Source organism: Nonomuraea longicatena, assembly GCF_039525605.1.
In the GTDB taxonomy this organism is placed as follows: Bacteria; Actinomycetota; Actinomycetes; order Streptosporangiales; family Streptosporangiaceae; genus Nonomuraea; species Nonomuraea longicatena.
Genome location: NZ_BAAAHQ010000023.1, coordinates 218,018 through 240,744 on the forward strand (window position 1 = coordinate 218,018; position 22,727 = coordinate 240,744).

At 71.3% G+C, this 22,727-nt stretch carries 24 protein-coding genes; 15 read left to right on the forward strand and 9 right to left on the reverse strand.

The window, feature by feature from the left end; genetic code table 11:
- Position 1: 1 nt before the first annotated feature.
- Positions 2 to 676 carry a GbsR/MarR family transcriptional regulator gene (locus ABD120_RS22180; RefSeq protein WP_343951885.1) on the reverse strand — a complete coding sequence of 225 codons (675 nt, stop codon included), beginning with the start codon at positions 674 to 676 and terminating at the stop codon, positions 2 to 4.
- 181 nt (positions 677 to 857) lie between these two features.
- On the opposite strand from ABD120_RS22180, the gene ABD120_RS22185 reads away from it, so the two are divergent.
- Complete coding sequence (locus ABD120_RS22185) at positions 858 to 2,051, forward strand: serine hydrolase domain-containing protein (RefSeq protein WP_343951886.1); 1,194 nt, start codon at positions 858 to 860, stop codon at positions 2,049 to 2,051.
- Positions 2,052 to 2,077: 26 nt separating this feature from the next.
- Here the strand turns inward: ABD120_RS22185 and ABD120_RS22190 are convergent, their stop codons facing one another.
- Positions 2,078 to 3,085, reverse strand: coding sequence for a helix-turn-helix transcriptional regulator (locus tag ABD120_RS22190; RefSeq protein ID WP_343951887.1), 1,008 nt, complete (start codon positions 3,083 to 3,085; stop codon positions 2,078 to 2,080).
- Between the two features lie 146 nt (positions 3,086 to 3,231).
- Positions 3,232 to 3,990 carry a PDZ domain-containing protein gene (locus ABD120_RS22195; protein WP_343951888.1) on the reverse strand — a complete coding sequence of 253 codons (759 nt, stop codon included), beginning with the start codon at positions 3,988 to 3,990 and terminating at the stop codon, positions 3,232 to 3,234.
- 286 nt (positions 3,991 to 4,276) lie between these two features.
- Here ABD120_RS22195 and ABD120_RS22200 point away from each other — a divergent pair, with 286 nt between their 5' ends.
- From ABD120_RS22200 to ABD120_RS22210, 3 genes are read left to right on the forward strand one after another with little or no spacing between them, the layout of a single operon-like run.
- On the forward strand, positions 4,277 to 4,672 hold the full coding sequence (locus tag ABD120_RS22200) for a hypothetical protein (protein ID WP_343951889.1): 396 nt from the start codon (positions 4,277 to 4,279) through the stop codon (positions 4,670 to 4,672).
- 24 nt (positions 4,673 to 4,696) lie between these two features.
- Entirely contained in the window at positions 4,697 to 5,380 is a 684-nt protein-coding gene (locus ABD120_RS22205) for an aminotransferase class V-fold PLP-dependent enzyme (protein ID WP_343952188.1), read from the forward strand.
- Positions 5,377 to 6,303, forward strand: coding sequence for a hypothetical protein (locus ABD120_RS22210; protein ID WP_343951890.1), 927 nt, complete (start codon positions 5,377 to 5,379; stop codon positions 6,301 to 6,303). The genes ABD120_RS22205 and ABD120_RS22210 overlap by 4 nt, the downstream gene beginning before the upstream one ends.
- 43 nt (positions 6,304 to 6,346) lie before the next feature.
- Here the strand turns inward: ABD120_RS22210 and ABD120_RS22215 are convergent, their stop codons facing one another.
- Positions 6,347 to 7,021, reverse strand: coding sequence for a TetR/AcrR family transcriptional regulator (locus tag ABD120_RS22215; RefSeq protein ID WP_343951891.1), 675 nt, complete (start codon positions 7,019 to 7,021; stop codon positions 6,347 to 6,349).
- 84 nt (positions 7,022 to 7,105) lie between these two features.
- Here ABD120_RS22215 and ABD120_RS22220 point away from each other — a divergent pair, with 84 nt between their 5' ends.
- Positions 7,106 to 8,077 carry a zinc-binding dehydrogenase gene (locus ABD120_RS22220; protein ID WP_343951892.1) on the forward strand — a complete coding sequence of 324 codons (972 nt, stop codon included), beginning with the start codon at positions 7,106 to 7,108 and terminating at the stop codon, positions 8,075 to 8,077.
- Positions 8,078 to 8,090: 13 nt separating this feature from the next.
- Entirely contained in the window at positions 8,091 to 9,653 is a 1,563-nt protein-coding gene (locus ABD120_RS22225) for an MFS transporter (RefSeq protein WP_343951893.1), read from the forward strand.
- Between the two features lie 161 nt (positions 9,654 to 9,814).
- Here the strand turns inward: ABD120_RS22225 and ABD120_RS22230 are convergent, their stop codons facing one another.
- Positions 9,815 to 10,303, reverse strand: coding sequence for a GNAT family N-acetyltransferase (locus ABD120_RS22230; RefSeq protein ID WP_343951894.1), 489 nt, complete (start codon positions 10,301 to 10,303; stop codon positions 9,815 to 9,817).
- Positions 10,304 to 10,555: 252 nt separating this feature from the next.
- On the opposite strand from ABD120_RS22230, the gene bioB reads away from it, so the two are divergent.
- Together bioB and ABD120_RS22240 are read left to right on the forward strand one after the other, a co-directional pair.
- Positions 10,556 to 11,617: a biotin synthase BioB gene (gene bioB / locus ABD120_RS22235; protein WP_343951895.1), complete on the forward strand. Its 1,062-nt coding sequence runs from the start codon at positions 10,556 to 10,558 to the stop codon at positions 11,615 to 11,617.
- On the forward strand, positions 11,610 to 12,896 hold the full coding sequence (locus tag ABD120_RS22240; RefSeq protein ID WP_343951896.1) for an adenosylmethionine--8-amino-7-oxononanoate transaminase: 1,287 nt from the start codon (positions 11,610 to 11,612) through the stop codon (positions 12,894 to 12,896). The genes bioB and ABD120_RS22240 overlap by 8 nt, the downstream gene beginning before the upstream one ends.
- A 5-nt stretch (positions 12,897 to 12,901) precedes the next feature.
- Here the strand turns inward: ABD120_RS22240 and ABD120_RS22245 are convergent, their stop codons facing one another.
- Positions 12,902 to 14,389, reverse strand: a complete 1,488-nt coding sequence (locus tag ABD120_RS22245; protein ID WP_343951897.1) for a multicopper oxidase family protein — start codon at positions 14,387 to 14,389, stop codon at positions 12,902 to 12,904.
- 8 nt (positions 14,390 to 14,397) lie between these two features.
- Entirely contained in the window at positions 14,398 to 14,610 is a 213-nt protein-coding gene (locus tag ABD120_RS22250; RefSeq protein WP_343951898.1) for a DUF5957 family protein, read from the reverse strand.
- 110 nt (positions 14,611 to 14,720) lie between these two features.
- Here ABD120_RS22250 and ABD120_RS22255 point away from each other — a divergent pair, with 110 nt between their 5' ends.
- From ABD120_RS22255 to ABD120_RS22265, 3 genes are all read left to right on the forward strand, one after another.
- On the forward strand, positions 14,721 to 15,872 hold the full coding sequence (locus ABD120_RS22255) for a sensor histidine kinase (RefSeq protein ID WP_343951899.1): 1,152 nt from the start codon (positions 14,721 to 14,723) through the stop codon (positions 15,870 to 15,872).
- Positions 15,869 to 16,522, forward strand: a complete 654-nt coding sequence (locus ABD120_RS22260; protein WP_343951900.1) for a response regulator — start codon at positions 15,869 to 15,871, stop codon at positions 16,520 to 16,522. Before ABD120_RS22255 ends, ABD120_RS22260 begins: the two co-directional genes overlap by 4 nt.
- A gap of 142 nt (positions 16,523 to 16,664) precedes the next feature.
- Positions 16,665 to 17,543, forward strand: coding sequence for an alpha/beta hydrolase (locus tag ABD120_RS22265; RefSeq protein WP_343951901.1), 879 nt, complete (start codon positions 16,665 to 16,667; stop codon positions 17,541 to 17,543).
- Between the two features lie 11 nt (positions 17,544 to 17,554).
- Here the strand turns inward: ABD120_RS22265 and ABD120_RS22270 are convergent, their stop codons facing one another.
- On the reverse strand, positions 17,555 to 18,730 hold the full coding sequence (locus ABD120_RS22270; protein WP_343951902.1) for an alpha/beta hydrolase: 1,176 nt from the start codon (positions 18,728 to 18,730) through the stop codon (positions 17,555 to 17,557).
- Positions 18,731 to 18,795: 65 nt separating this feature from the next.
- Between ABD120_RS22270 and ABD120_RS22275 the strand changes: the two genes are divergently transcribed.
- Positions 18,796 to 19,599, forward strand: a complete 804-nt coding sequence (locus tag ABD120_RS22275; RefSeq protein ID WP_343951903.1) for an endonuclease/exonuclease/phosphatase family protein — start codon at positions 18,796 to 18,798, stop codon at positions 19,597 to 19,599.
- A 25-nt stretch (positions 19,600 to 19,624) separates the two neighbouring features.
- On the opposite strand, the gene ABD120_RS22280 is transcribed toward ABD120_RS22275, so the two are convergent.
- Positions 19,625 to 20,269, reverse strand: a complete 645-nt coding sequence (locus ABD120_RS22280) for a TetR/AcrR family transcriptional regulator (RefSeq protein WP_343951905.1) — start codon at positions 20,267 to 20,269, stop codon at positions 19,625 to 19,627.
- A gap of 53 nt (positions 20,270 to 20,322) precedes the next feature.
- Between ABD120_RS22280 and ABD120_RS22285 the strand changes: the two genes are divergently transcribed.
- The 3 genes from ABD120_RS22285 (at position 20,323) to ABD120_RS22295 (ending at position 22,642) form a co-directional block, all read left to right on the forward strand.
- Complete coding sequence (locus tag ABD120_RS22285; RefSeq protein ID WP_343951907.1) at positions 20,323 to 20,961, forward strand: CatB-related O-acetyltransferase; 639 nt, start codon at positions 20,323 to 20,325, stop codon at positions 20,959 to 20,961.
- A 311-nt stretch (positions 20,962 to 21,272) separates the two neighbouring features.
- Entirely contained in the window at positions 21,273 to 21,869 is a 597-nt protein-coding gene (gene sigK / locus ABD120_RS22290) for an ECF RNA polymerase sigma factor SigK (protein WP_343951908.1), read from the forward strand.
- On the forward strand, positions 21,866 to 22,642 hold the full coding sequence (locus ABD120_RS22295) for an anti-sigma factor (protein WP_343951909.1): 777 nt from the start codon (positions 21,866 to 21,868) through the stop codon (positions 22,640 to 22,642). The genes sigK and ABD120_RS22295 overlap by 4 nt, the downstream gene beginning before the upstream one ends.
- Positions 22,643 to 22,727 lie beyond the last annotated feature (85 nt).

Sequence of the window (22,727 nt, forward strand, 5' to 3'; positions counted from 1 at the left end):
GTCACGCCAGGAGAGGGCGCCAGCGGTCGGCCACCTCCATGATGTCCATGCTGAGGTGTTCCATGAACGCCGCCGTCTTCGCCAGCCGTCGCCCCACGGGGCTGTCGAGTCCGTACGCCTCGGCCGCCGCCATCGTGACCCGCGCGTTCTCCAGCGTCTGCCGTTCGCTGGTCATGATCGCGTGGTACCAGGCGTCGTCGTCGACCACGTAGATGTCACGACGCCGCTGCGGATCGCGCTCGCGCCGCACAAATCCCTGCTGGACCAGGAAGTTCACGGCCACGGAGACGGAGGCCGGGCTGACGTTCAGCCTGCGGGCCAGTTCGGCGGCGGTGCGTCTGCCGTCCTCGGACAGCACCAGGTCCAGGTGGATGCGCGCGGCCATCTTCGGGGTTCCCGCGCTGACGGCCATCTCCAGGAGTTCCTCTGCCATCACGCCTGCGGGCGGTGCGTCCTCGCTCGGGGGTGTCGGCGTGCCGCGCCGGGCCCGCTGGACCGTCGCCTGGTGCGCCTGCTGTGGCCGGTATTCGGCGGGGCCGCCGTTGCGGGCGATCTCCCGGGTGATCGTCGAGGTAGGCCGGTCGAGCCGCCTGGCGATCTCGCCGTACGAGAGCCCGCCGGCGAGCCCGGCCGCGATGCGCTCACGGTCCTGTTGGGTCAGTCGTTCTCCTGGCATGCCGCAAGTATTGTCTTCGCCGTCATTCATTGCAACAACACTTGCATTCAGGTGCAGCGTCATTGCTTCAATTCTTGGCCTTCTAGCTGGGATAACGGTTCTCCTTGATTGACAGAATATTGAATGCAACATAGCTTTCGGATTACACAAAACACGTACTATCGTGAATCGAGGACGAGTCGTGAGCGAATCCCCCAAACCCGCCGAGAGCGTCACCGGACGGACACCGAGGGTGTTCCGCCCGGTGGTGGTCACAACGGTGGCCGCCGCGCTGCTGGCCGGAGCGGTCGCACCCGCTTCGGCCGCTGCCGGACCGGACCGCCCGGAAATGCAGAAGGCCGTCCAGGCGTTCGTCGACGCCGGATTCCTCGGGATGCAGTTGCGGCTGAACGACGAGCGTGGCGAATGGGTCGGCAGCGCCGGGCGGCGCAAGCTCGGCGCGAGCGCCAAGCCGCCGACGAACGGACGGTTCCGGCTGGGCAGTTCTACCAAGACCTTCATCGCGACCGTGGTGCTGCAACTGGTGGCCGACGGCAAGATCGGGCTGGACTCACCGGTGGCCGACTATCTGCCCGAGTTCAAGCTGGACCGGCGGATCACCGTACGGATGCTGCTGCAGCACACGAGCGGGCTGTACGCCTACACCGGTGAGTACCGCGCCGACGGCTCGATCGAGGCGGGGATCCCCGCAGCGGGCAAGCAGTGGGTGGACATCCGGTTCAAGACCTACAAGCCCGAGGAACTGGTGCGGTTCGGGTTGTCCAAGCCGGCGCGCTTCGAGCCGGGGAAAGGTTTCAGCTACTCGAACACCAACTACACACTGGCCCAACTGCTGATCGAAAAGGTCGCCGGCCGCTCGATCGGCGAGGAGATGAAGCGGCGGATCCTGGGGCCGCTCAAGCTGCGGGACACCGTGGTGCCGGGCAGTACGGACATCCCCGGGCCGCACGCCCGGGGCTACTACCGCTACCAGGACGCCGGAAAGTGGAAGGTCGTCGACGTCACTCGCCACAACCCCTCCATGGTGGCCGGTGCCGGCGACATGATCTCGACCACCAAGGATCTCCACCGGTTCTTCTCCGCGCTCAACCGAGGCAGGCTGCTGCCGCCCGAGTTGCTCGCGGAGATGCGCAAGCCGCACCCCGAGAGCGGTCCGCTCGCCTACGGTTTGGGGCTGTCCGTGGAGAACCTGGGCAAGAAGTGCGGCACCGTCCTCCACCACCACGGCAGCGCCACGGCGGGCTACGTGTCGGTGATGTTCGGTACGCCCGACGGCAAGAAGACGCTGACCGCCTCGCTCACCTACGGTGACACCGAGGTCCAGTGGCTGAAGCCGATGGAGAACCTCCGCAAGCTGGTGTTCTGCGGCGGGTAGGCCGGGTCGGTCGACGTGGGGTTCTCTCAGCCGTCCCCGAGATCGGCGCTCACGGCCTGCCACCTCCGGACCAGCCGCCGGCAGGCCCGCCGCAACTCCGGGGGAGTCACCTGGTCCAGGTCGGTGTCGAAGGTGGCGAGGATGCCCGCGACCCCGGCCCAGGACCAGGCTCCGATCGTGAGCCGGCAGTGATCAGGGCCGAGGTACTCGACCACGGACCCGCCGGGCGCCCAGCGGGCCACGGTCTCGGCCGGAAGGTTCATGCGTGCGCTGCCGGTGCACTGCCAGGTGTCGGTGATGTCCCCTCGGTCGTGGCTGGTCATGACGAAATGCGCGACGTCCCCTCCGGGCAGTTCCCTGGGACGCACGGGTAGGCCGGTAGGGGGATTCAGATGCAGACGGTCGAGACGGTGCACCCGCCAGGCCGCGTCGGCGAGGTCGTAGCCGACGACGTACCACCGTCCGGCCCAGGTCACCAGATGATGCGGTTCGACACGGCGGGCGGGGGAGAAGTCGTCGTCGCCCGGCGCCGGGCGGCTGCCGTCGGCCCGGAGCATGTGGACGATCAGGACCTGGCGGTGACGCACCGCGCTTCCTGCGGCTTTGAGCGTCTCGGAACCGATGGGCGGCGCGGGGAACTCCCAGTAGTTCTGCAGCTTGGTCAGGCGCAGTGACTCCATGGCCGCCCGGAGCCTGGCCGGCATGACACGCGTGAGGGTCTCGAGCGCGCGGGCGGCGTCCTCGCCGAGACCGAAGACGGTGCTCGGCGCGGTCTGCAGCGCCACCGCGACCGCGAGCGCCTGCTCGTCGTCGAACGACAGGGGCGGCAGCGCGTGTGCGGCACCCAGCCGGTATCCGCCGCCCGGACCGTGGGCGGTCATGACGGGGTAGTCGAGCGCACGCAGAGTCTCGATGTCGCGGCGGACGGTGCGCTCGCTGACCTCCAGTCGCGCCGCGAGTTCGCTCAGCGACCAGTATCGATGTGTCGTGAGCAGCGACAGCAGTCGTAGCGCGCGTTGCGAGGTGTTGGCCACACCGCCATCATGCCTCAGTGGTGTCCACCCGATGTCCACTACTGATCGGCTGTCCTACGTGGCGAGCGGGTTCTGCGTGTCCTCGGTGTCAGTCGCCGATGGCCTGGTTCATCGGAGGAGACCGAACACGGCGGGGCGCTGTCAGGTCAGAGTGTGTCGACCAGGGTGGCCTCGGTGGTTCTGACGGAGCCGTCCGGTCTGCGGTAGACGACAGGGACCGTGGCTCCCGCGCGTACTTCCCTGCGGGCGGCGACCTGCTGGTCGGCGTTGGTGATGGTCTTGCCATTGAAGGAGACGATGACGTCCCCGGGGCGGATCCCGGCCTTGTCGGCGGGGCCGCCCGGCGTGACGGAGGACACCAGCGCGCCGCTGTTGTCAGGAGTGTCCTTGCGGGTGATGCCGAACAGGCCCGGCCGGCCCTCGGTGATGATCACGTCGAGAGGTTGCCGCTCGCCGTCGACGTTCAGGCTTCCGCTGTAACGGGCCCGGGGCACGGGAGCGCTGAGGCCGGCCTGGATCCAGACACGCACCGGCAGACGCCATCGCCACCGCCCCGGCGGTGTGCGGACGGTGGCGGTGGAGCCGTCGGAGGCGATGGCCTCCGCGCAGGCGCGAGGGCGGCAGTTCATCTCCAGGCGGGTGATGCGGGTGTGGCGCGGCGCGGTGAAGGTGAACGTGCCCGACCCGGCGCGGGTACGGTGGTCCGGCGGGAAGACCACGGGTTCGGCGGCGCCGGGAGCGTCGAGTTCCGGCACCTGCTCCTGCGGTTCGACGTGCACGGACGGTGTGAGCGGCGGCGCCGAGCCCACGGCGGACCCGGCCTGGGCGGTTACGGGCGACACCAGTGCGATCAGCACTGCGGCCCCCCAGCGGACGCTTCCGCGGCCGGCGATCATGGTTCCCATCCGGTGGTCCCTCTCTTCTTCGTGCGAAGCGCGGGCCTGCGAGCCGGGGGCGTGCCACGAAGCCGGTGGCAGCCTATCGAAACGCCCACTTCCAGGCCCGCCACCTGCACAAATAAGGGGTAAATGTCCCGCAGGAGAAGAGGATGCCGAGACCCGACATGACCTTGTGCTGCCGAGAACGACTGATGGTCACCCGGCCTGGGAAGCGACCGATGCGGGCACGACCACGTTGACCGGGGCCGCTCGCGCCCGTGGGGCACTTCCACTGAGTTCACCGGGATCGTCGATGACCCTTCCGCATCTGTCACGCCGTGGTCTGCTCGCCGCGCTCAGCAGCCTGCCGGCGCCCTTCATGGCTCCCGCCCGCACGCGGCGAACCCCGCCCCCTGCTCCTTCACCCGTCCAGGTCGCCCAGGACGAGGATTTCTGGCGATCGGTCGCACGGCAGTACCGGGTCAGCCCCGACTTCGTGAACCTGGAGAACGGCTACTACGGGATCATGCCCGAGCCGGTGAGACGGGCCCACCATCGCGCCGTCGACCACCTCAACGAGCACAACAGCCACCTGCTGCGTACCACCTACAAGACGCTGGCCGACAAGGTCAGAGGACGTGTCGCCGCCGTCCTGGGCGCCGCCCCCGAGGAGATCGCCCTCACCCGAGGCGGCACCGAGGCGCTGTAGAACCTGATCGGCGGCTACCGTCGCCTGCGCCCCGGCGACGCGGTCATGTACGCCGACCTCGGCTACCACAGCGCCCAGTACGCCATGGACTGGCCGCGCGAGCGGCGCGGCGTCCGGGTCGAGCGCCTGGTCATCCCCGAACCGGCCACCCGGCAGGCCGTCCTGGACGCCTATGCCGCCGCGCTGTCGGCCACCCCTCGGCTCAGGCTGCTCCTGCTCACCCACATGAACAACCGCACCGGGCTCGTCCTGCCGGTACGGCAGATCGTCGCGATGGCCCGCGCCAGGGGTGTCGACGTGATCGTCGACGCCGCCCACTCCTGGGGCCAACTCGACTTCACGATCGCCGACCTGGACGCGGACTTCGGGGTGTTCTCCCTGCACAAATGGATGGGCGCACCTCTGGGCAGCGGTTTTCTCTACATTCGCCGCGATCGTCTGGCCGACATCGACCCCGCCTACGCCGACCAGAGCCACCCCGCCGACGACATCCGCTCCCGAGTCCACTCCGGAACCAGGGACGTCGCCCCCGTCCTCGCCGTGGACGCCGCCCTACCCCGGCGCTGTTCACCTCCCCTGAGCACCTCGACCACCTCGCGCAGGCGCTGCGGCGACTCACCACGGCAGGTCCCGGCCGGAGGCGCGCATGAGCGGGGCCGGGCGCTCACGGGTAACGGGCTACCGGCGGTTCCGATATGGGGGAGATGAGCCTCTCACAACGCGGGCGGGATCTGCGGGACGCGGCCGCCCGCGAGCGCGGCTTCCTCGGCGATCTCGGCAAGCTCCGCTCGCGTGTCGGCCGGATCTGGCGCTCGACCAGCCTGCCCGTACGGCGAGGCATCGCGTTCATGTGGGCGGTCGGCCTGACGGCCGGCGCCGCCGGGATCGCCGGTGACCTGACCGGCACCTGGTCGGCGCTGCCCTTCCTGACCAACCTGGCGACGAGCATCACGGCCTTCTTCGTCGGCGCCCCCGTCGCCCTGCTGCTGTTGCAGGACGTGGCCCGCCACATCGCGCGGCGGACCGAGCAGGACGTCGCCATCACGCTGCTACGGCAGGGCGCGCGCAGCCTCGGCGCCGATCTGGAGGCGGCGCTGGTCCACACGCAGGTGCCGTACAACCCGAGCGGCCCGGGGCTGCCCTCGCAGCTGCCCGAGACGCTCGCACGGGCGCAGAGCCTTCTCCAGTCCGACACCAGCCAGGCCGACGTCGACGCGGCTGTCCGCCGCATGGTGGATCAGTGGTCGCAGGATCCCGTCCTGCGGGCGGTCACCGGCGGGGTGGCGGGAACGCGGTCGACGTGTGTCCGCCTGCGGGACGTGGTGCGGCTGCGGTTCCTCCAGTTCGACCTCCCCTGGCCGCTGGAGGGCGTCCTCGACGAACTGATCGAGACGTGCGAAGGCCTGGCCGCCTACTTCGGAACCTCCGGTACCAAGCGCTCGTCCACCCCCTGGACGGGGACCGGCACGGTGTTGCGGTTCGACGGCCGACGGCAGTGGTCGGTGGTGCGGTACGCGGCGGAAACGGAGGTGGAGGCCGCTCTTCGGGCGGCCGATCTCGCGGGCGACTACCTGCGCCTGCTGCAGGCGTGCGTCGACGAAGCCGCCTGGTTCCTCGACCCCTACTCCTAGCCTCCCGCGACACGGAGCCCAGACGGCCGTGGAGAACGCCGCCTTACGGCTGCTTCGGCGACTCGGCCAGGGCGTGCTCCCAGCGTTCGGACAGGAGAGTGGGGGAGGGGGCGGTCCCGGGCAGCCGGGGGTGGCGCGGGCGCAGGCCGTCGAGAGCGATCGCGATCGTCCGCTTCCGGGCGCTGCGGGCCGCGTCGATCAGGTCGCCACGCCCTTGCCGGTCGAGCTGGTCGATCAGGGGGGACTTGCCGAGTTGTTCGATCAGTAGCGAGATGTCCATGGCCGAGGCGTCCGGCCTGAGCGCCCCCGCCTCGTGCGCGCGGGCCACCAACCGCCCCAGCAGCTCGTCCGACCTGGTGAACTTGGCCGACATCTCGTCGGTGACGGCGATCGTCCCGGCCAGCGGCCCGAGGGCGCCGCCGCTGAACTCGACGCACGCCTCGATGTAGTGGGCCAGCCCCTCCCAGGGGTCGTCGTGCTCCAGCCCGCGTTCGGCGACCCGGATCCATTGGTCGAGGGCCAGCGCGCACAGGTGCTGGAAGAGCTCGTCCTTGGATCGGTAGCGGCGATAGAGGCTGGCGATGCCGACTCCGGCGCGGGCGGCGATCGTCGCCACGGACGCGTGCGCCCCGTCCACGGCCAGGACCTTCTTGGCGGCCTCCAGGAGGGCGTGGTCGTTGCGCGCGGCTTCTGCGTGCCGGGGAGCTCTGCGGGCCATGGCCTCACTGTAGCCGCCTTGCGAAGCGTTTCGCTCCGTTATACCGTTCTCAAACGAAGTGAAATTATCCGTTTAAGGAGTGTCATGCGGGCTGTGGTGATGGAAGAGTTCGGCGGGCCGGAGGTGCTGCGGACACGGCAGGTCGAAGATCCCGTGCCGGGACCGGGGCAGGTCCTCGTCTCCGTGGCGTACGCGAGCATCACGTTCGTCGAGACGCAGGTGCGCTCAGGTCGCGGGCCGTTCGGCCGGCCCGCGCTCCCGCGCACGCCGGGCAACGGCGTGGGCGGCCGCGTCATCGCCGTCGGACCGGACGTGGACCCGGCCCTGACGGGCACGGTCGTGGTCACCACCACCGGGGGCGTGGGCGGTTACGCCGAACTGGCCGTGGCTCGGGCACAGGACGCGGTTCCGGTTCCCGCAGGTCTGGAGCTCAAGGACGCGGTGGCGCTGCTGGCCGACGGGCGTACGGCACTGCTGCTGCACCGGCAGGCGGGGATCGAACCGGCCGAACGGGTTCTCGTGGAGGCCGCAGGCGGCGGCGTCGGCAGCCTGCTGGTGCAACTCGCCGCCTCCGCCGGGGCCCAGGTGATCGGCGCCGCCGGAGGCGCGGGCAAAGCGGAACTGGTCACCTCGCTGGGCGCCGCCTCCTACGTCGACTACTCCCGTTCCGGCTGGCTGGACCGGGTGCGGGAGGTGACCGGCGGCGCCGGACCCGACCTCGTCTACGACGGGGTCGGCGGCCGGATCGGCACCGAGGCGGTCGGGGCGCTGCGCGACGGCGGACGCGTGAGCGTCTACGGAATGGCCAGCGGCGCCGACGCCGAACTCGACGAGGGCGAGCTCCGGGCACGCTCCATCAGCGTCATCGGGCTCAACGCCGCACCGAGTCCGGCCGAGGCCCGCGCTCTCGTCGCCGACGCGCTGAACCTCGCGGCCGACGGGAAGCTGCGGCCGATCATCGGTCAGACCTTCCCGCTTGAGGCGGCAGCCGCCGCGCACCTGGCGATCGAATCCCGGACCACCACCGGCAAGACCCTGCTCATCGTCCGTGGTTGAGATCGGAGCCCCCATGGCCCCCAACAGAGCCGGAGCGCGGGAGTGGATCGCCTTGGCGGTCCTGGGTGTTCCCGCCGTACTGGTCACGATGAACATGTCCGTGCTCTATCTGGCACTGCCGAGCCTGAGCGCCGATCTGGGGCCCGACGGCCCCCAGTTGCTGTGGATCACCGACATCTACGGCTTCATGGTCGCCGGATCCCTGGTCACGATGGGTACGCTCGGCGACCGCTTCGGCCACCGCCGGATCCTGCTGGCCGGCGCCGTCGCCTTCACCGCGGCATCTGTTATCGCGGCATATGCCCCTGATGTCGGCCTGCTCATCGCGGCACGGGCGGTCCAGGGGGTGGCCGCCGCCGCGCTGGCGCCGTCCTCGCTGGCGCTGATCCGTGTGCTGTTCCTCGACGGAGCGCAGCGCACGCTTGCCATCACCGTCTGGATGACGGCCTTCATGGGCGGCGGTGCGCTCGGCCCGCTGGTCGGCGGTGTGTTGCTGCAGTTCTTCTGGTGGGGGGCGGTGTTCCTCCTCGCCGTGCCGACCATGGTCCTGCTGCTGGTCACCGGCCCTTCGCTGATCCCTTCACCGGCCCCTTCGTCGGCCCCTTCGTCGGCCCCTTCGTCGGCCGCAGAATCCCGGGCTCCGGCCGCCGGACGGCTGGACGCGGTCAGCGTGATCCTGTCGCTGCTGACTCCGCTGACGATCGTGTTCGGCATCAAGGAACTCACCGTGGACGGCCCTGCCGTGTCGTCCGTCGGTGTCCTGGTCGTCGGCCTGGTGCTCGGGACGGTTTTCGTACGCCGCCAGCGGCGGCTGCCCCACCCTCTCCTGGACCTGGGGTTGTTCCGCATCCCCTCCTTCGCCGTAACCGTCACCGGCATGGTGCTGGTCGGCGTGGTGCTGTTCGGTACCAGCCTGCTCACCTCGCAGTACCTGCAACTGGTGCTCGGCTTCTCTCCGTTGCAGGCCGCCCTGTGGCAGTTGCCCACCGCGGTTGCCGGAACCGTCGTGGTCCTGGTGGTCTCCAGCCTCACCGGACGAATCCGCCCGGTCGTCCTCATGAGCGCCGGAGCGGCGTTCGCCGTCATCGGTCCCGTCCTGCTCACTCAGGCGGACCGAAACCCTGTCATCCTGGTGTCCGGCTCCTTCATCCTCTTCGCGGGGCTGACTCCGTTCATGGCGCTGGGAACCAACCTGGTCGTCGGCGCGGCACCGCCCGAACGCACCGGGGCCGCCTCGGCGATCTCCGAGACCGGCGCCGAACTCGGCGGCGCGCTCGGGATCGCCGTGTTCGGTAGCATCGCCACCGGCGTCTACGGCAGCTACATGATCGGCCATACGCCTCCGGGCATCCCTTCCCAGATCGCCGAAGCCGCCCGCGAGACGCTGCCCGCAGCACTCCAGGCAGCCCGGCGGCTGCCTGAGGGCCTCGGCGTCCCGTTGGCCCAGACCGCTCGGGACGCGTTCGCCCACAGCCTTCACACGCACGCGCTCATCACGGTCCCGCTGCTGATCGCGCTCGTCGTATTGCCCCTGACCCTGCGGCGCGCGGCGCGCGTGGGAGCGTCCGGCACGTGACCGGTCGCCGGCAGATCGACAGCGACGTGGTCGATGACGCCGACGAAGGAGGCGAGCTCAACGCCTGCCTGCTCCTCCTCGAACGGCTCACCGGCCGGTCGACCGCGAATGGGGAAGCGCACGCCGGACTCCGTATCGAATCCCGTCCGGCTCCCCGTGACTCAAAGCCGCCGGTACATGATGTTGAGACCGACGTAACCGTGTACCGGATGGTGGAAACCCGCCGGGAGCGTGGTCATCACCTCGAACCCGAGTGAGCGCCACAGCGCCACCGCCCGGGTGTTCGTCTCCACGACGGCGTTGAACTGCATCGCCCGGAAACCGTCCTCGCGCGCCTGCTCCAGGACATGCTCGCCGAGCGCCCGGCCGACACCCCGGCCGGAATGGCGCGGATCGACCATGAAGCTCGCACTGGAGATGTGCGCGGCGCCGCCACGGTGGTTGCGCACGCTGTTGGCCGTGCCCAGGACGGTCCCGTCCGCCTCCGCGGCCACGAAGGTACGGCCCGGCGGCGGCGGGAACCACATCTGCCTGGCCAGGGGTTCGGCGGTGTCGCGATCCCACGAGAACGTCTCACCGGCGCGCACGATGCCCGCCATGAACGCCCACATCCTGGGCCAGTCGTGCGGTGTCGCCTCTCTGATCAGCATGGCCGCCAGCATGGGTCACCCCGAACAGGGGCCGCAACCGGGTTTCGAACCGTCGAGGCGCCTGTCGATCATCGAGCGAAGCACCGACGCGATCGCGTGGCGGCAGACAGAGAAGGCCGAGGCTGCCTCGATCAGCTCACGATCCCCCACGGGTACGGTGCTCCCGCAGTGGGGACGACCGACAACGTCCGCCATATGACCTTGTTCGGATCGGCCATCGGTGAGCCGGATGGCCTGAAGGAGGATCGAGCCATGGAGCTGCTGACCACACTGGTGGACAAAGGGCTGCGCGGGCAGGCGCCCACGCGCGAGGAGGCCCTGGCCGTACTCGAGACCTCCGACGACGACCTGCTCGACGTGGTGAGCGCGGCCGGAAGGGTGCGGCGCGAGTGGTTCGGCCGCCGGGTCAAGCTCAACTACCTCGTCAACCTGAAGTCGGGTCTGTGCCCGGAAGACTGCTCGTACTGCTCGCAGCGCCTGGGCTCGAAGGCCGACATCCTCACCTATACCTGGCTCAAGCCCCACGAGGCGGCTGCGGCGGCCGAGGCCGGGGCCAAGGGCGGCGCCAAGCGCGTGTGCCTGGTGGCCAGCGGGCGCGGCCCCACCGACCGCGACGTCGAGCGGGTCGTCGACACCATCGAGGCGATCAAGGAGCGCAGTCCGGACGTGGAGATCTGCGCCTGCCTGGGCCTGCTGTCGCAGCGGCAGGCCGCCCGGCTGCGCACCGCCGGGGTCCACGCCTACAACCACAACCTCAACACCGCCGAGAGCGAGTACGGCAAGATCTGCACCACACACGGGTTCACCGACCGCGTGGACACCGTCCGGGTGGCCCGCGAGGCGGGCCTGTCGGCCTGCTCCGGCCTCATCGCCGGAATGGGCGAGAGCGACGCGGACCTCGTGGACGTGGTCTTCGCCCTGCGCGAACTCGACGTGGACTCGGTGCCGGTGAACTTCCTCATCCCCTTCACCGGCACGCCGCTGTCGCAGACCTGGGAGCTCACCCCCCAGCGTTGCCTGCGCATCCTGGCGATGGCACGCTTCGTCTTCCCCGACGTGGAGGTCCGCCTCGCGGGCGGCAGGGAGATCCACCTGCGCACCCTGCAGCCGCTGGCCCTGCACATCGTCAACTCGATCTTCCTCGGCGACTATCTCACCAGTGAGGGCCAGCCGGGCAGGGCCGACCTTGAGATGATCGAGGACGCCGGCTTCGTGGTGGAGGACGCGGAGACCGCCACCCTGCCGGGCCACCGCGCGGGCCTGGTGTCGCCGCGCCGCCGGGGCGCCGGAACCGATCTGGCCCCCAATGCGTGACCTGCTGGCGCTGGATCGGGCCCACGTGTGGCACCCGTACGCGCCGATGCCCGGCCGCACCGCCCCGCTGCTGGTGGAGTCCGCGTCGGGGGTACGGCTGCGCCTGGCCGAGCCCGTCGAGGGCCACACCGAGCTGGTGGACGCGATGTCGTCGTGGTGGGCCGCCATCCACGGATACGGCCACCCCGTGCTGGACGCGGCGATCCGCGAGCAGCTCGGCCGGATGAGCCACGTGATGTTCGGCGGGCTCACCCACGAGCCCGCGATCCGCCTGGCCGCGCGCCTGGCCGAGATGGCGCCCGGACCCCTGGAGCACGTCTTCCTGTCGGACTCGGGCTCGGTCTCGGTCGAGGTGGCGGTCAAGATGTGCCTGCAGTACTGGCGCTCGCTCGGGCGTCCCGGCAAGCACCGGCTGCTGACCTGGCGCCGTGGCTACCACGGCGACACCTTCCAGCCGATGTCGGTGTGCGATCCCGAAGGCGGCATGCACGCGCTGTGGACCGGCGTGCTGCCGCGCCAGGTCTTCGCCGAGGCCCCGCCCCCGGGTTTCGGCGCCGAGCCGGACCCCGCCTACACCGCCCACCTGGCCGAGGTGATCGAACGGCACGCGCACGAGGTGGCGGCCGTCATCGTCGAGCCGGTGGTGCAGAACGCGGGCGGGATGCGTTTCGTGTCGCCCGGCTACCTGAGGGTGCTGCGCGAACTGTGCGACACGCACGAGATCCTGCTCGTCTTCGACGAGATCGCCACCGGCTTCGGCAGGACCGGCGCGCTGTTCGCCGCCGACCACGCGGGCGTGGCACCGGACGTGATGTGCGTGGGCAAGGCGCTGACCGGCGGCTATCTGAGCATGGCGGCCACCCTGTGCACGCCGGAGGTGGCGCACGGCATCGGCAGGGGCGACTTTCCCGTGCTCGCCCACGGCCCCACGTTCATGGGCAACCCGCTCGCCGCCGCCGTCGCGGGCGCCTCGCTCGACCTGCTGGCCGACGGGTTGTGGGCCAAACAGGTCGAAGGCATCGAAAGGGGGCTGCGGTCCGGGCTGGCCCCCGCACGCGACCTGGAGCGGGTGCGCGACGTCCGCGTCCTGGGCGCCGTCGGCGTCGTCCAGCTCGACCACGACGTGGACACCACCGCCGCCGCCCGCGCCGCCGCGCGGCACGGAGTGTGGATCCGCCCGTTCCGGGATCTCGTCTACACCATGCCGCCGTACGTCGTCGACGACGCCGACCTCGGCCGCATCACCACCGCGATCGTCGCGGCCGCCAAGGCGGGCTGACTCCCTCAGACGACCCGGAAGTTGGCCATCATCATCATGTCCTCGTGTTCGAGGTTGTGGCAGTGGAAGACGTACTTGCCGCGATAGCCGTCGAAGCGCAGCAGCACCTCGGCCTGGTCGCCGCTGCCCAGGTCGACGGTGTCCTTCCAGCCGCCGGCGTACGGGCCGGGGTCCAGCACCTGGAAGGGCGCGAGGTGGATGTGGACGGGATGCGGCACGTTCTGGGCGCGGAACCTCCACCGCTCCACCGTGCCCAGCTTGGGGGTGGCCGCGATGTGGTCGGGGGTGAACTCGCGGCCGTTGACCGTCCACAGGGTCATGCCGTGCTTTTTCGCGCCGCCGCGCTGGAAGGTGAAGGTCCGCTCCACCACCGCCTCGGACGGTCGCAGCGGCCGGATCTCAGCCAGCCTGTCCGGAACCCGGCTGGCGTCGGGCGCCTTGCGGGCCACCACGAAGCGCATGACGTCGGCGGTGCCGTCCCGGCCGAACAGGTTCTTGAGCGTCACGTTCTGCCCCACCGGATAGGCGGAGAAGTCGATCACGACGTCGAACCGCTCGGCCTGGGCGATCTGCAGCTCGGTGTGGGTGACGGGTGCGGCGAGCAGGCCGAGGTCGCTGCCGACCTGGACGAACGACGCCCCGCCCGGCGGCGGCGGGTCGAGCGCGAGCCGGTAGCGGCGGGCGTTGGAGGCGTTGAGCACGCGGAAGCGGTAGCGGGTGGCGGTGACCTCCATGACCGGCCACGGCGCCCCGTTCACCAGCACGCAGTCGCCGAGCACGCCGCTGATGTAGTCGCTGTGCACATCCGGGTAGATCAGTGAACCGTCCTCGGCGAAGGACCGGTCGGCGATCATGAGGGGGACGTCCCTGTCGCCCTTCGGAAGGGGCAGCGCGTCCTCCTCGTCGTCGTGCACCAGGTGGAATCCGGCCAGGCCCTTGTAGACGTGCGGCCCGGTGTGATCCATGCGGTGGTCGTGGTACCAGAGGGTGGCGGCGGGCTGGTCGAGCGGGTACACGTAGTCGCGCGCGGCGCCCGGGTCGACCAGGTCGGTGGGGTAGCCGTCGTGCTCCGCCGGCGTCCTGCCGCCGTGCAGGTGCACCACCACCGCCTCGGGCAACTCGTTGCGGTGGCGTACGACGGTCTCACCGCCGCGCCGCGACACGATCGTGGGGCCGGGGAAGATCCCGTTGTACCCCCACACCTCGGTGCGCAGGCCGGGCAGGATCTCCACCCGGGCCACCCGCTGGGTGATCTCGTGGACGCCGGACCCGGACGGGCGCAGGACCGGGGGGATCGGCAGCGGTACGGTGAACGGCTCCGGCAGCCGGGCCGTACTGCGGACCAGGTCGCCCGCGCTGGACTCGGTCTCCACGTTGGCGCCGCGCCCCGACGAGCGGCCCCCGCCCGAGGAGGACTCGCCGCAGCCCGCGAGCGGGGCGAGGATCAGGCCGCTCGCGGCCGTGCGCAGGAGACTCCGGCGTGACACGTTCACGACCGGGCTCACGATCGGCTCAGCCGCGCGTTGTCGATCAGCACCGCGGCCACGGCGCCCACGCCGGCCAGGATCATCGGGCCGAAACCGATGACGAACGTCCACGGCGCGTCGATCTCGCCGTTGTCCACGACGAGTCTGCCCAGCACCTCGCTGAGCAGGACGAATCCCGCTGCCAGCCCGGCGAACAGGCCGAGGATGGCCACTCCGAGTGTTCTCATGGGCCGAGACGCTAGAGCGGCATGGCACGCGCGGACATCGGCCGGAGGCGACAGCAGATGTCAACATCGGGCGACTGCGCACGGTCGCCGGCCTGGCTATCCTCGCGTTCGTGCAGGTGGAAAACCGTCAGCTGATCGGCGACGCGGCGCTGGGCGCGATCGTGTCCGCCGTGGTGGCCGTGGCCGTCGCGATGGATCTCGGCGGCCCGCGCGGCCCCGACGCGGTGGCGTACGTGTTCGCGGCCGGGCTGGGCGCGCTCATGCTCGTCCGCAGGCGCTTTCCCCTCCTGGCGCTGACGGCGACGGCGGCCGGTCTGGTCGCCTACCACGCCACCGGCTACCCGCCGGTCGGTGTGGCGCTGCCGATGGCCGCCGCCCTCTACTCGGCGGCCGAGGCAGGCGCGGTCGTGGCCGCCGGATCGGTGGCGGGGCTGCTGGTGCTGGTGAGCACCACGTTCCGGCTTCTCGAAGGCGAGGATCCGCAGTATCTGCTCGGGTTCGAGCTGTCGTCCACGATCGGGCTGATGGTGGCCGCGATCGCGCTGGGCGCGGCCGTACGGGCGACCCGGCTGCTGCGCGCCGAGCAGCGCCGCACGCTCGCGCTGGCCGCTCAGGAACGCGAACGGGAGGGCCGGCGGCGGGTGGAGGCGGAGCGGCTGCGGATCGCCAGGGACCTGCACGACGTGCTGGGCCACACGATCGCGGTGATCTCGATCCAGGCGGACGTGGCGACGGAGGCCCTCGACGACGACCGGAGCGCCGTGCGTTCGGCGCTGACGATCATCCGGCGGGCCGGAGACGACGCCATCCGCGAACTGCGTGGCACGCTGGGACTGCTGAGGGACGCCGACCCCGACGAGCGCCGCGCGCCCACCGCCGGCCTGCGTCACCTCGACGCGCTCGTGGCGGCGACCGAGAGCAGCGGGCTGGCCGTGCACGTCGGCGTCGAGGGCGAGCCGGTGGACCTGCCGGTGGTCGTGGACGTCACAGCCTGCCGCATCGTCCAGGAGTCGCTGACCAACTCCCTGCGCCACGCCCAGGCGACCAAGGCCGAGGTCCGCCTGCGCTACGCGGCCGACCGGATCGCCGTCACCGTCACCGACGACGGGCGCGGCGCCGACCTGTCCGGCGAGCCCCTCGGGCGCGGACTGGCCGGGATGCGGGAGCGGGCCGCCCTGCTGGGCGGTCACCTGGCGGTGAGCTCCCGGCCCGGCGCGGGCTTCCGCGTCGAGGCGTCGCTGCCGCTGGAGACGCCGCGATGATCCGGGTCGCGCTGGTCGACGACCAGGAGCTGATCCGGGCCGGGCTGCGGGCGCTGCTGGAGCGGGCCGACGACCTCACCGTCGTCGGTGAGGCCGCGGACGGCCTGGCCGGGTACGCGCTCGCCGTCGCCGAGCGGCCGGACGTCGTGCTCATGGACATCCGCATGCCCGGAGTCGACGGGATCGAGGCGACCCGCAGGATCGTCGCGGACGAGCGGCTGCGGCACGTGCGGGTCGTCGTCCTCACCACCTTCGACACCGACGACCACCTCTTCGACGCCATCCGCGCGGGCTCGTCCGGGTTCCTGCTGAAGAACACCGTCCCCGACGACCTGCGCGCGGCGGTGCGCACGGTCGCCGGGGGAGAGGCGCTCCTGTCGCCCTCGGTCACCCGGCGGGTGCTGGCCGCCGTCGCCGACCGCCCGGGACGGGCGCGGGGACGGCTGCCCGCCCCGCTCACCGGCCGCGAGCGGGAACTGCTCGCCGAGATCGCCGCCGGACGCTCCAACGACGAGATCTCCCGCCGCCTGTTCCTCAGCCCCGCGACCACCCGCACGTACGTCAGCCGCCTGCTGACCAAGCTCGGCGCCCGCGACCGGGCCCAGCTCGTCCACCTCGCCTACGAGAGCGGGCTGGTGCGGCCCGGGTAGGCACGCCCGCTCATGGCTCCGAGCGTGCACGAAGCTGCAGCCGGGTCTGCAACCAGTCCGCCTGTCGGGCGCTCCGCCGCAGGCGGATGCTGTGGGGATGGATCGTTGGGACGTCGTCGACGCTGGGGGCGCTGGAGTACGCATGAACAAGATCACTTTTGACGGCGGCGGTGTGAGCCTCACCGGCAACCTGTACCTGCCCGGCACGGACGGGCCCGCCCCGGGCATCGTGGTCGCCGGCACCTGGACCAGCGTCAAGGAGCTCATGGCCGACCGTTACGCCCAGCGCCTGGCCGAACGCGGCTACGCCGCCCTGAGCTTCGACTTCACCGGCTTCGGCGAGTCCGAAGGACTGCCGCGCGAGGTGGAGTCACCGGCCAGGAAGGTGAGCGACATCCACCACGCGGTCACCTTCCTGGCCGGACACGCCGCCGTCGACGCCGACCGGATCGGCGCCCTCGGCATCTGCGCGGCCGCCATGTACATGGCCGACAACACCGCGCACGACGCCCGCGTCAAGTCGCTCGCCCTCGTCGCCCCCTGGCTCCACGACGCCGCCGTCTGCGAGGACGCCTACGGCGGCGCCGACGCCGTCGCCGAGAAGATCAGGATCGGCCGCGCGGCCCGCTCCCGCTACGACGAGACCGGCGAGGTCGACTACGTCCCCGTCGTCTCCGCCACCGACCCGAACGCCGCCATGCCGTTCGGCATCGACTTCTACCTCAACCCCGGCAGGGGCGCCATCCCCGCCTGGCCCAACCGCTTCGCCGTCATGGCCTGGGCCGACTGGCTCACCTACGACTCCATCGTGCTCGCCCCCAAGATCACCCGGCCCACCCTCCTCGTCCACAGCGAGGACGCCGCCATCCCCGAAGGCGCCCACCGCTTCCACGCGGCCCTCGCCGGACCCAAGGACGTCTACTGGACCCAGGGCACCCAGTTCGACTTCTACGACGCCGAACCCCAGGTCAGCCTGGCGGTGGACACCGCGACCGCCCACTTCGCCAGAACCCTGCGCTGACGTGCCGGGCGTCAGAGCCGCGAGCTTCGACGGGAGCCGGTGAGCGACAACCGGAGCAGCGCGGCGACGAGAGCTGCCCGGCGACCGCCGGGCAGTGCCTCCAGCCGTCCCGTCAGCGCGGGCAGCAGTTCGAGATCACCCCGCGCCGTGTACCGGCTGACCACGAGCGCCGCGGCGGGATGGAAGTCGAGGAGACTGTGCGCCATCCCGTCGAACGGCACCAGCACGCCGTGCGGGGTGAGGTCCCGGATCCGCTCGGCCACGGCCCGCACCGAGCGCAGGTCCCTGGCCCCGGACACCACGGCGACCGGCCAGGTGAAGTTCGGCAGCGCGGCGGGCAGGTCCGCGGGCTCACCCGCGAAGGCGGGGAAGCGGGCGGCGACCCGCGCGTACGGCAGGGCCGGATCCAGGGGCAGCCCGTCCGGCCGCTGCGCGTACGCCTCACGGAAGTTGATCGCGCCCGCGAGATCGAACTCCAGGACGTACGGTCGCACCCCACTGAGCTCGGCTTCGACCATGGCCGCCAGCCGATCCCACAGCCGGCGCCTGCCGCCGTCCACGGCCGCCAGCAGTCTGGTCAGGAGCGGGACCCCGCCCAGCTCGTAGGCCAGCGGGACCACGATCGCCACCTGCTCGTCGGTGACCTTGCCCGCCGCCACCAGAGCGCGCAGCGCGGCCGCGACGCCCTGGCTGCCCGGATCGTCCCCCTCCCAGAGCAGCCGCCGCATGTGGTCCCGGTTGCGGTCGAAGTCGCCGACGGAGGCGTACGTGGAGTCGAGGACCATGGCGCTGACCCGCTCCGGATGGGTGGCGCCGAGCATCTGCGCGAGGTACCCGCCGTACGAGGTGCCGTAGACCACCGCCCGATCGATCGCACACGCGTCGAGCACCGCCACGAGGTCCTCGACGGCCGCCGAGACGGTGAGCCGCTCCTGCGGCAGGTCGGCGCCGAGCCGGTCGCGGCGGGAGAACCCGACGCCCCGATGCTCGACCATGACGACATCGAACCCCCGGCGCGCGGCCATCCTCCGGAGCCTGCGGTACGGCAGGACCGAGCCCATCCCCGGCCCGCCCGGGATGGCCAGCAGCGGAGTCGCCCCCGTCCGCCCCTCTCGCACGTAGGCCAGGTCGAGGTCGTCACGTGGGACGCGCCTGACTCCGAAACGCCGGTCACTGCGGATCTTCATGACGCCATTCAAAACGTCGACGTCGCGTCAAGGTCAATGTGGGCTGGTCTGGTCTAATCTGTGGGGTGCGCATCATCTCCCTGAACGCTTGGGGCGGTGCGATGTTCGACGAACTCGCCCCCTGGCTCGACACCTGTGACGCCGACGTCCTCTGCCTGCAGGAGGTGACCCGTACCCCGGGTGCGCGAGGCTGGACGCGCTTCGACGACGCGGAGCGGTCGTTGCCGCAGCGGGCCGACCTCCTCGACGACGTCCGTTCGCGCCTTCCCCGGCACCAGGCCCTGTTCGCCGCCAGCGACTCCGGCCCCGTCCTCGACCGGGAGGGGCGTGTGCACGAGCAGGAGTTCGGGCTCGCCACCTTCGTCGCCGAGACGCTCCCCGTCGCCGGAACGCGCACCGGGTTCGTGCACGGCGCGTACGTCGAGTACCCCGAGGAGTGGCCGAGCGACGGACGGCCCCGCGCGGCCCTGGCCGTGCGCGTGCTCGACCGCCGGGCGCGGCGCTTCGTCACCGTCGTCAACCTGCACGGCCTGCGCGACGCACAGGGAAAGGGCGACACCCCCGCGCGCCGTGCGCAGGCCGAGCGGCTCGCGGCCCTGGTCGAGGGCGTTCGCGAGGACGGCGATCTGGTCGTGGTGTGCGGCGACTTCAACGTGCTGCCCGACAGCGAGACCTTCCCGATCCTGGCCGAGCTCGGCCTGACCGACCTGGTGCGGGAGGCCGACACCAGAACCTCCAGGTACCGCAAGTCCGTGCGGCACGCGAGCTACCTCCTGGTCAGCGATCCGGCCGCCGTGAAGGACTTCGAGGTGATGACCGCACCGGAGGTGTCCGACCACCGTGCCCTGGTACTCGACCTGCGGCACTGACCCGGACCGGGTCCCTTCGATCCGCTCATCCGGATGTTTCTCGGGTTGTCGCCGACGGAGCCGAGGTGAAGGCGCCCGCGCCCGCCGCGAGGACGGCGGTCCTGGCCGCGCGCTCGGGGAGGTCCGGGTCGGGTGGCACCCGTAGCAGCACCAACTGGTGGTACACGGGTGCGGTGGCGGCGATGAGCAGTCGCCGCGCGTCGGTGTCCGGCGGGAGTTCGCCGCGCCGGACGGCCCGGCCGACGATCGCCTCGCACCGGGCGTAACGGTCCTCCCACAGCCGTCGCACTCCCCAGGCGGCCTCCTCCGAGCGGAACGAGGCGGCGAACAGCGCGGCGACGACCGGCGGCTGTGCCGTCAGTGAGTCCTGGCTCTCGCGGTTGAGCGCCGCCAGGTCGCCGAGCAGGGAGCCGGTGTCCGGCGGCCGCCAGTCGTCGTCGCCCGCCGCCTCGAAGACGTCGGCGAGCAGGCCGCCGACGTCCCGCCATCGGCGGTACACGGTCGCGCGGTGCACGCCCGCGCGGGCCGCGACCGACTCGACGGTGAGCGCGTCGAAACCGCGTTCCCCGAGTTCGGCGCGGACCGCTTCGAGCACCTTCGTACGGGTGCGGCTGGTACGGCCACCCGGCCGGCGCCGAGCCTCCACGGGGTCAGGTCGCTGGTCTGGCATCCGCTTAATGTAGCATCTGTCGCATTAGTGGCCCGCCTGAGAGGAATCGAGCGATGAACGTCCCCGCCGACCCGAACGTGGTGCACCCCATGACCGGGCATCCGAGGGTGGTCCTGCTCCGGCCGCTGGTCACCTCGCCGCTGATCGAGGTGGGGGAGTACTCCTACTACGACGACCCGGACGACCCGACCGCGTTCGAGACCCGCAACGTGCTCTACCACTACGGCCCGGAGAAGCTGGTCATCGGCAGGTTCTGCGCGCTGGGCACCGGGGTGCGGTTCATCATGAACGGCGCCAACCACCGCATGGACGGTCCCTCGACCTTCCCGTTCCCCACCATGGGCGGCTCCTGGTCGGAGCACTTCGACCTGCTCACCGGCCTGCCCGGCCGGGGAGACACCGTCGTCGGCAACGACGTCTGGTTCGGGTACGGCGTGACCGTGATGCCGGGCGTGCGCATCGGGCACGGCGCGATCATCGCCTCCGGCGCAGTGGTCACCTCGGATGTGCCCGACTACGGGATCGCCGGCGGCAACCCGGCCCGTCTCATCCGTACCCGCCACAGCGACGAGGACGTCGCCCGGCTGCTCGCGGTGGCCTGGTGGGACTGGCCCCCGGAGCACATCACCGAGCACGTGCGGACCATCATGTCCGGCAGCATCGCCGACCTCGAAGCCGCCGCCCCGAGCTGAGTGAGCCTGCCAGGTCCGGTCAACCCGCCGCTGCCGCTGCATCCACCGATCGGCGAGCATCTGCGGGACCTGCACCGACGGGCTGTGCCGTCGGCGGTTGCGCTGCTGGGCAACGGGTGGCGTCCCGGCCGGAGGGCGGCCGCCGCGCTTCCTGGGCCGGGCAGGACAGCTCATGGTCGGCCGCATCGGGTCCCGTCGTTCGCCGGACAGATCGCGGGTGCCGCAGCCGGGTGTTCGTCACCCATCCGGTACGCGGTGGGCTCCGAAGCCGTTGTGGCTGGCGCTGTGCCGGTCGGGGCAGGAGGGTCTGTATGGGAGCGCGTGACCGGTCGCCGGTGGGTGAGGACCGTCCGGGGGGTTCGCCGCCGGGTTTGGAGGAATCGCTGCAGGCGGTCGGCAAGGGTGATCGCGGGGCGTTCGAACGGGTCTATGAGGTACTGGCGCCGCGGGTGTTCGGGCTGGTTCTGCGGGTGCTGCGGGATCGGGCGCACAGTGAGGAGGTCGCGCAGGAGGTGCTGGTGGAGGTGTGGCGCAGCGCCGCCCGCTTCGAGCCGGACAAGGGGTCGGCGCTGGCGTGGGTACTGACCATCGCGCACCGGCGGGCGATCGACCGGGTGCGTGCGGCGCAGGCGGGCACCGACCGGGAGGAGCGGGCCGCACGGCTGGAGCCGCACCGCTTCTTCGATGAGGTGTCGGAGCTGGTGGTGGGCCGGCTGGAGGGCGAGCGGCTGCGCCGCTGCCTGAACAATCTCACCGAGCTGCAGCGCGAGTCGGTCACCTTCGCCTACTACGGCGGCTACTCCTACCGGGAGGTCGCCGAGCTGGTCAAGGCGCCGTTGGGGACGGTCAAGACACGGATGCGCGATGGGCTGATCCGGCTGCGCGACTGCCTGGGGGTGGACCGATGAAGAGACGAGAGGGCGGGTTCGACCCGCACACCTTGGCGGGTGCGTACGCGCTGGATGCCATCGACGACGAGGGCGAGCGGCGCCGTTTCGAGCGGCATCTGGCCGGGTGCGCCGAGTGCGCTCAGGAGACGGCGACGCTCGGCGAGACGGTCGCGCGCCTTGGCGCGGCGGTGGTGGCCGAGCCGCCGCCCGGTCTGCGGGAGCGGGTGCTGGCCGAGATCGAGCAGGTGCGTCAGTTGCCGCCGACGGTCCCGCCGGCACCCCTTGCGAGGCGGGTGTGGCGGGTCACGTGGCGGCCCTGGCTGGCGGCGGTGAGCGTGACGGCGGCGCTGGCCGTGGTGGCCGGGCTCGGCGTGACGACGGTGCAGGCACGTCAGGAATTGGAGCAGGCCCGGCGCGTGGGGCAGCAGATCGCTGCGGTGCTGAGCGCGGATGACGCCCGGGCGGTCACCGCCCCGGCGGCTGTGTCGTCCGCCGGGAGCGGGCGGGGGCGCGGCATGCTGGTCCTGTCGCGCTCACAGGGCGCGCTGGTGTTCTGGGCGGCAGGGCTGGGCGATCCGCCCGCAGGCCGCGTCTACCAGCTGTGGCAACTCGCCCCGGGACGGATCACCTCAGCCGGCCTGCTCGCCTCCAGCGGCTCCGGTGGCACCGTGCCGGTACTCAGCACCATCAGGGCCGATGCGGAGCAGGTGGGGGTGACGGTAGAACCGGCCGGCGGTTCGCGGCAGCCGTCCAGCACGCCGTTGTTGCTGGTGGACATGCCCGTCGCCTGACCTCCCTGCCGTCGGGGGCAAGTGGCACCCATCCGTTTCGGCGGTGACTCCGAAGTCCTGATGTGACTGCTGAGACACCGGCCTG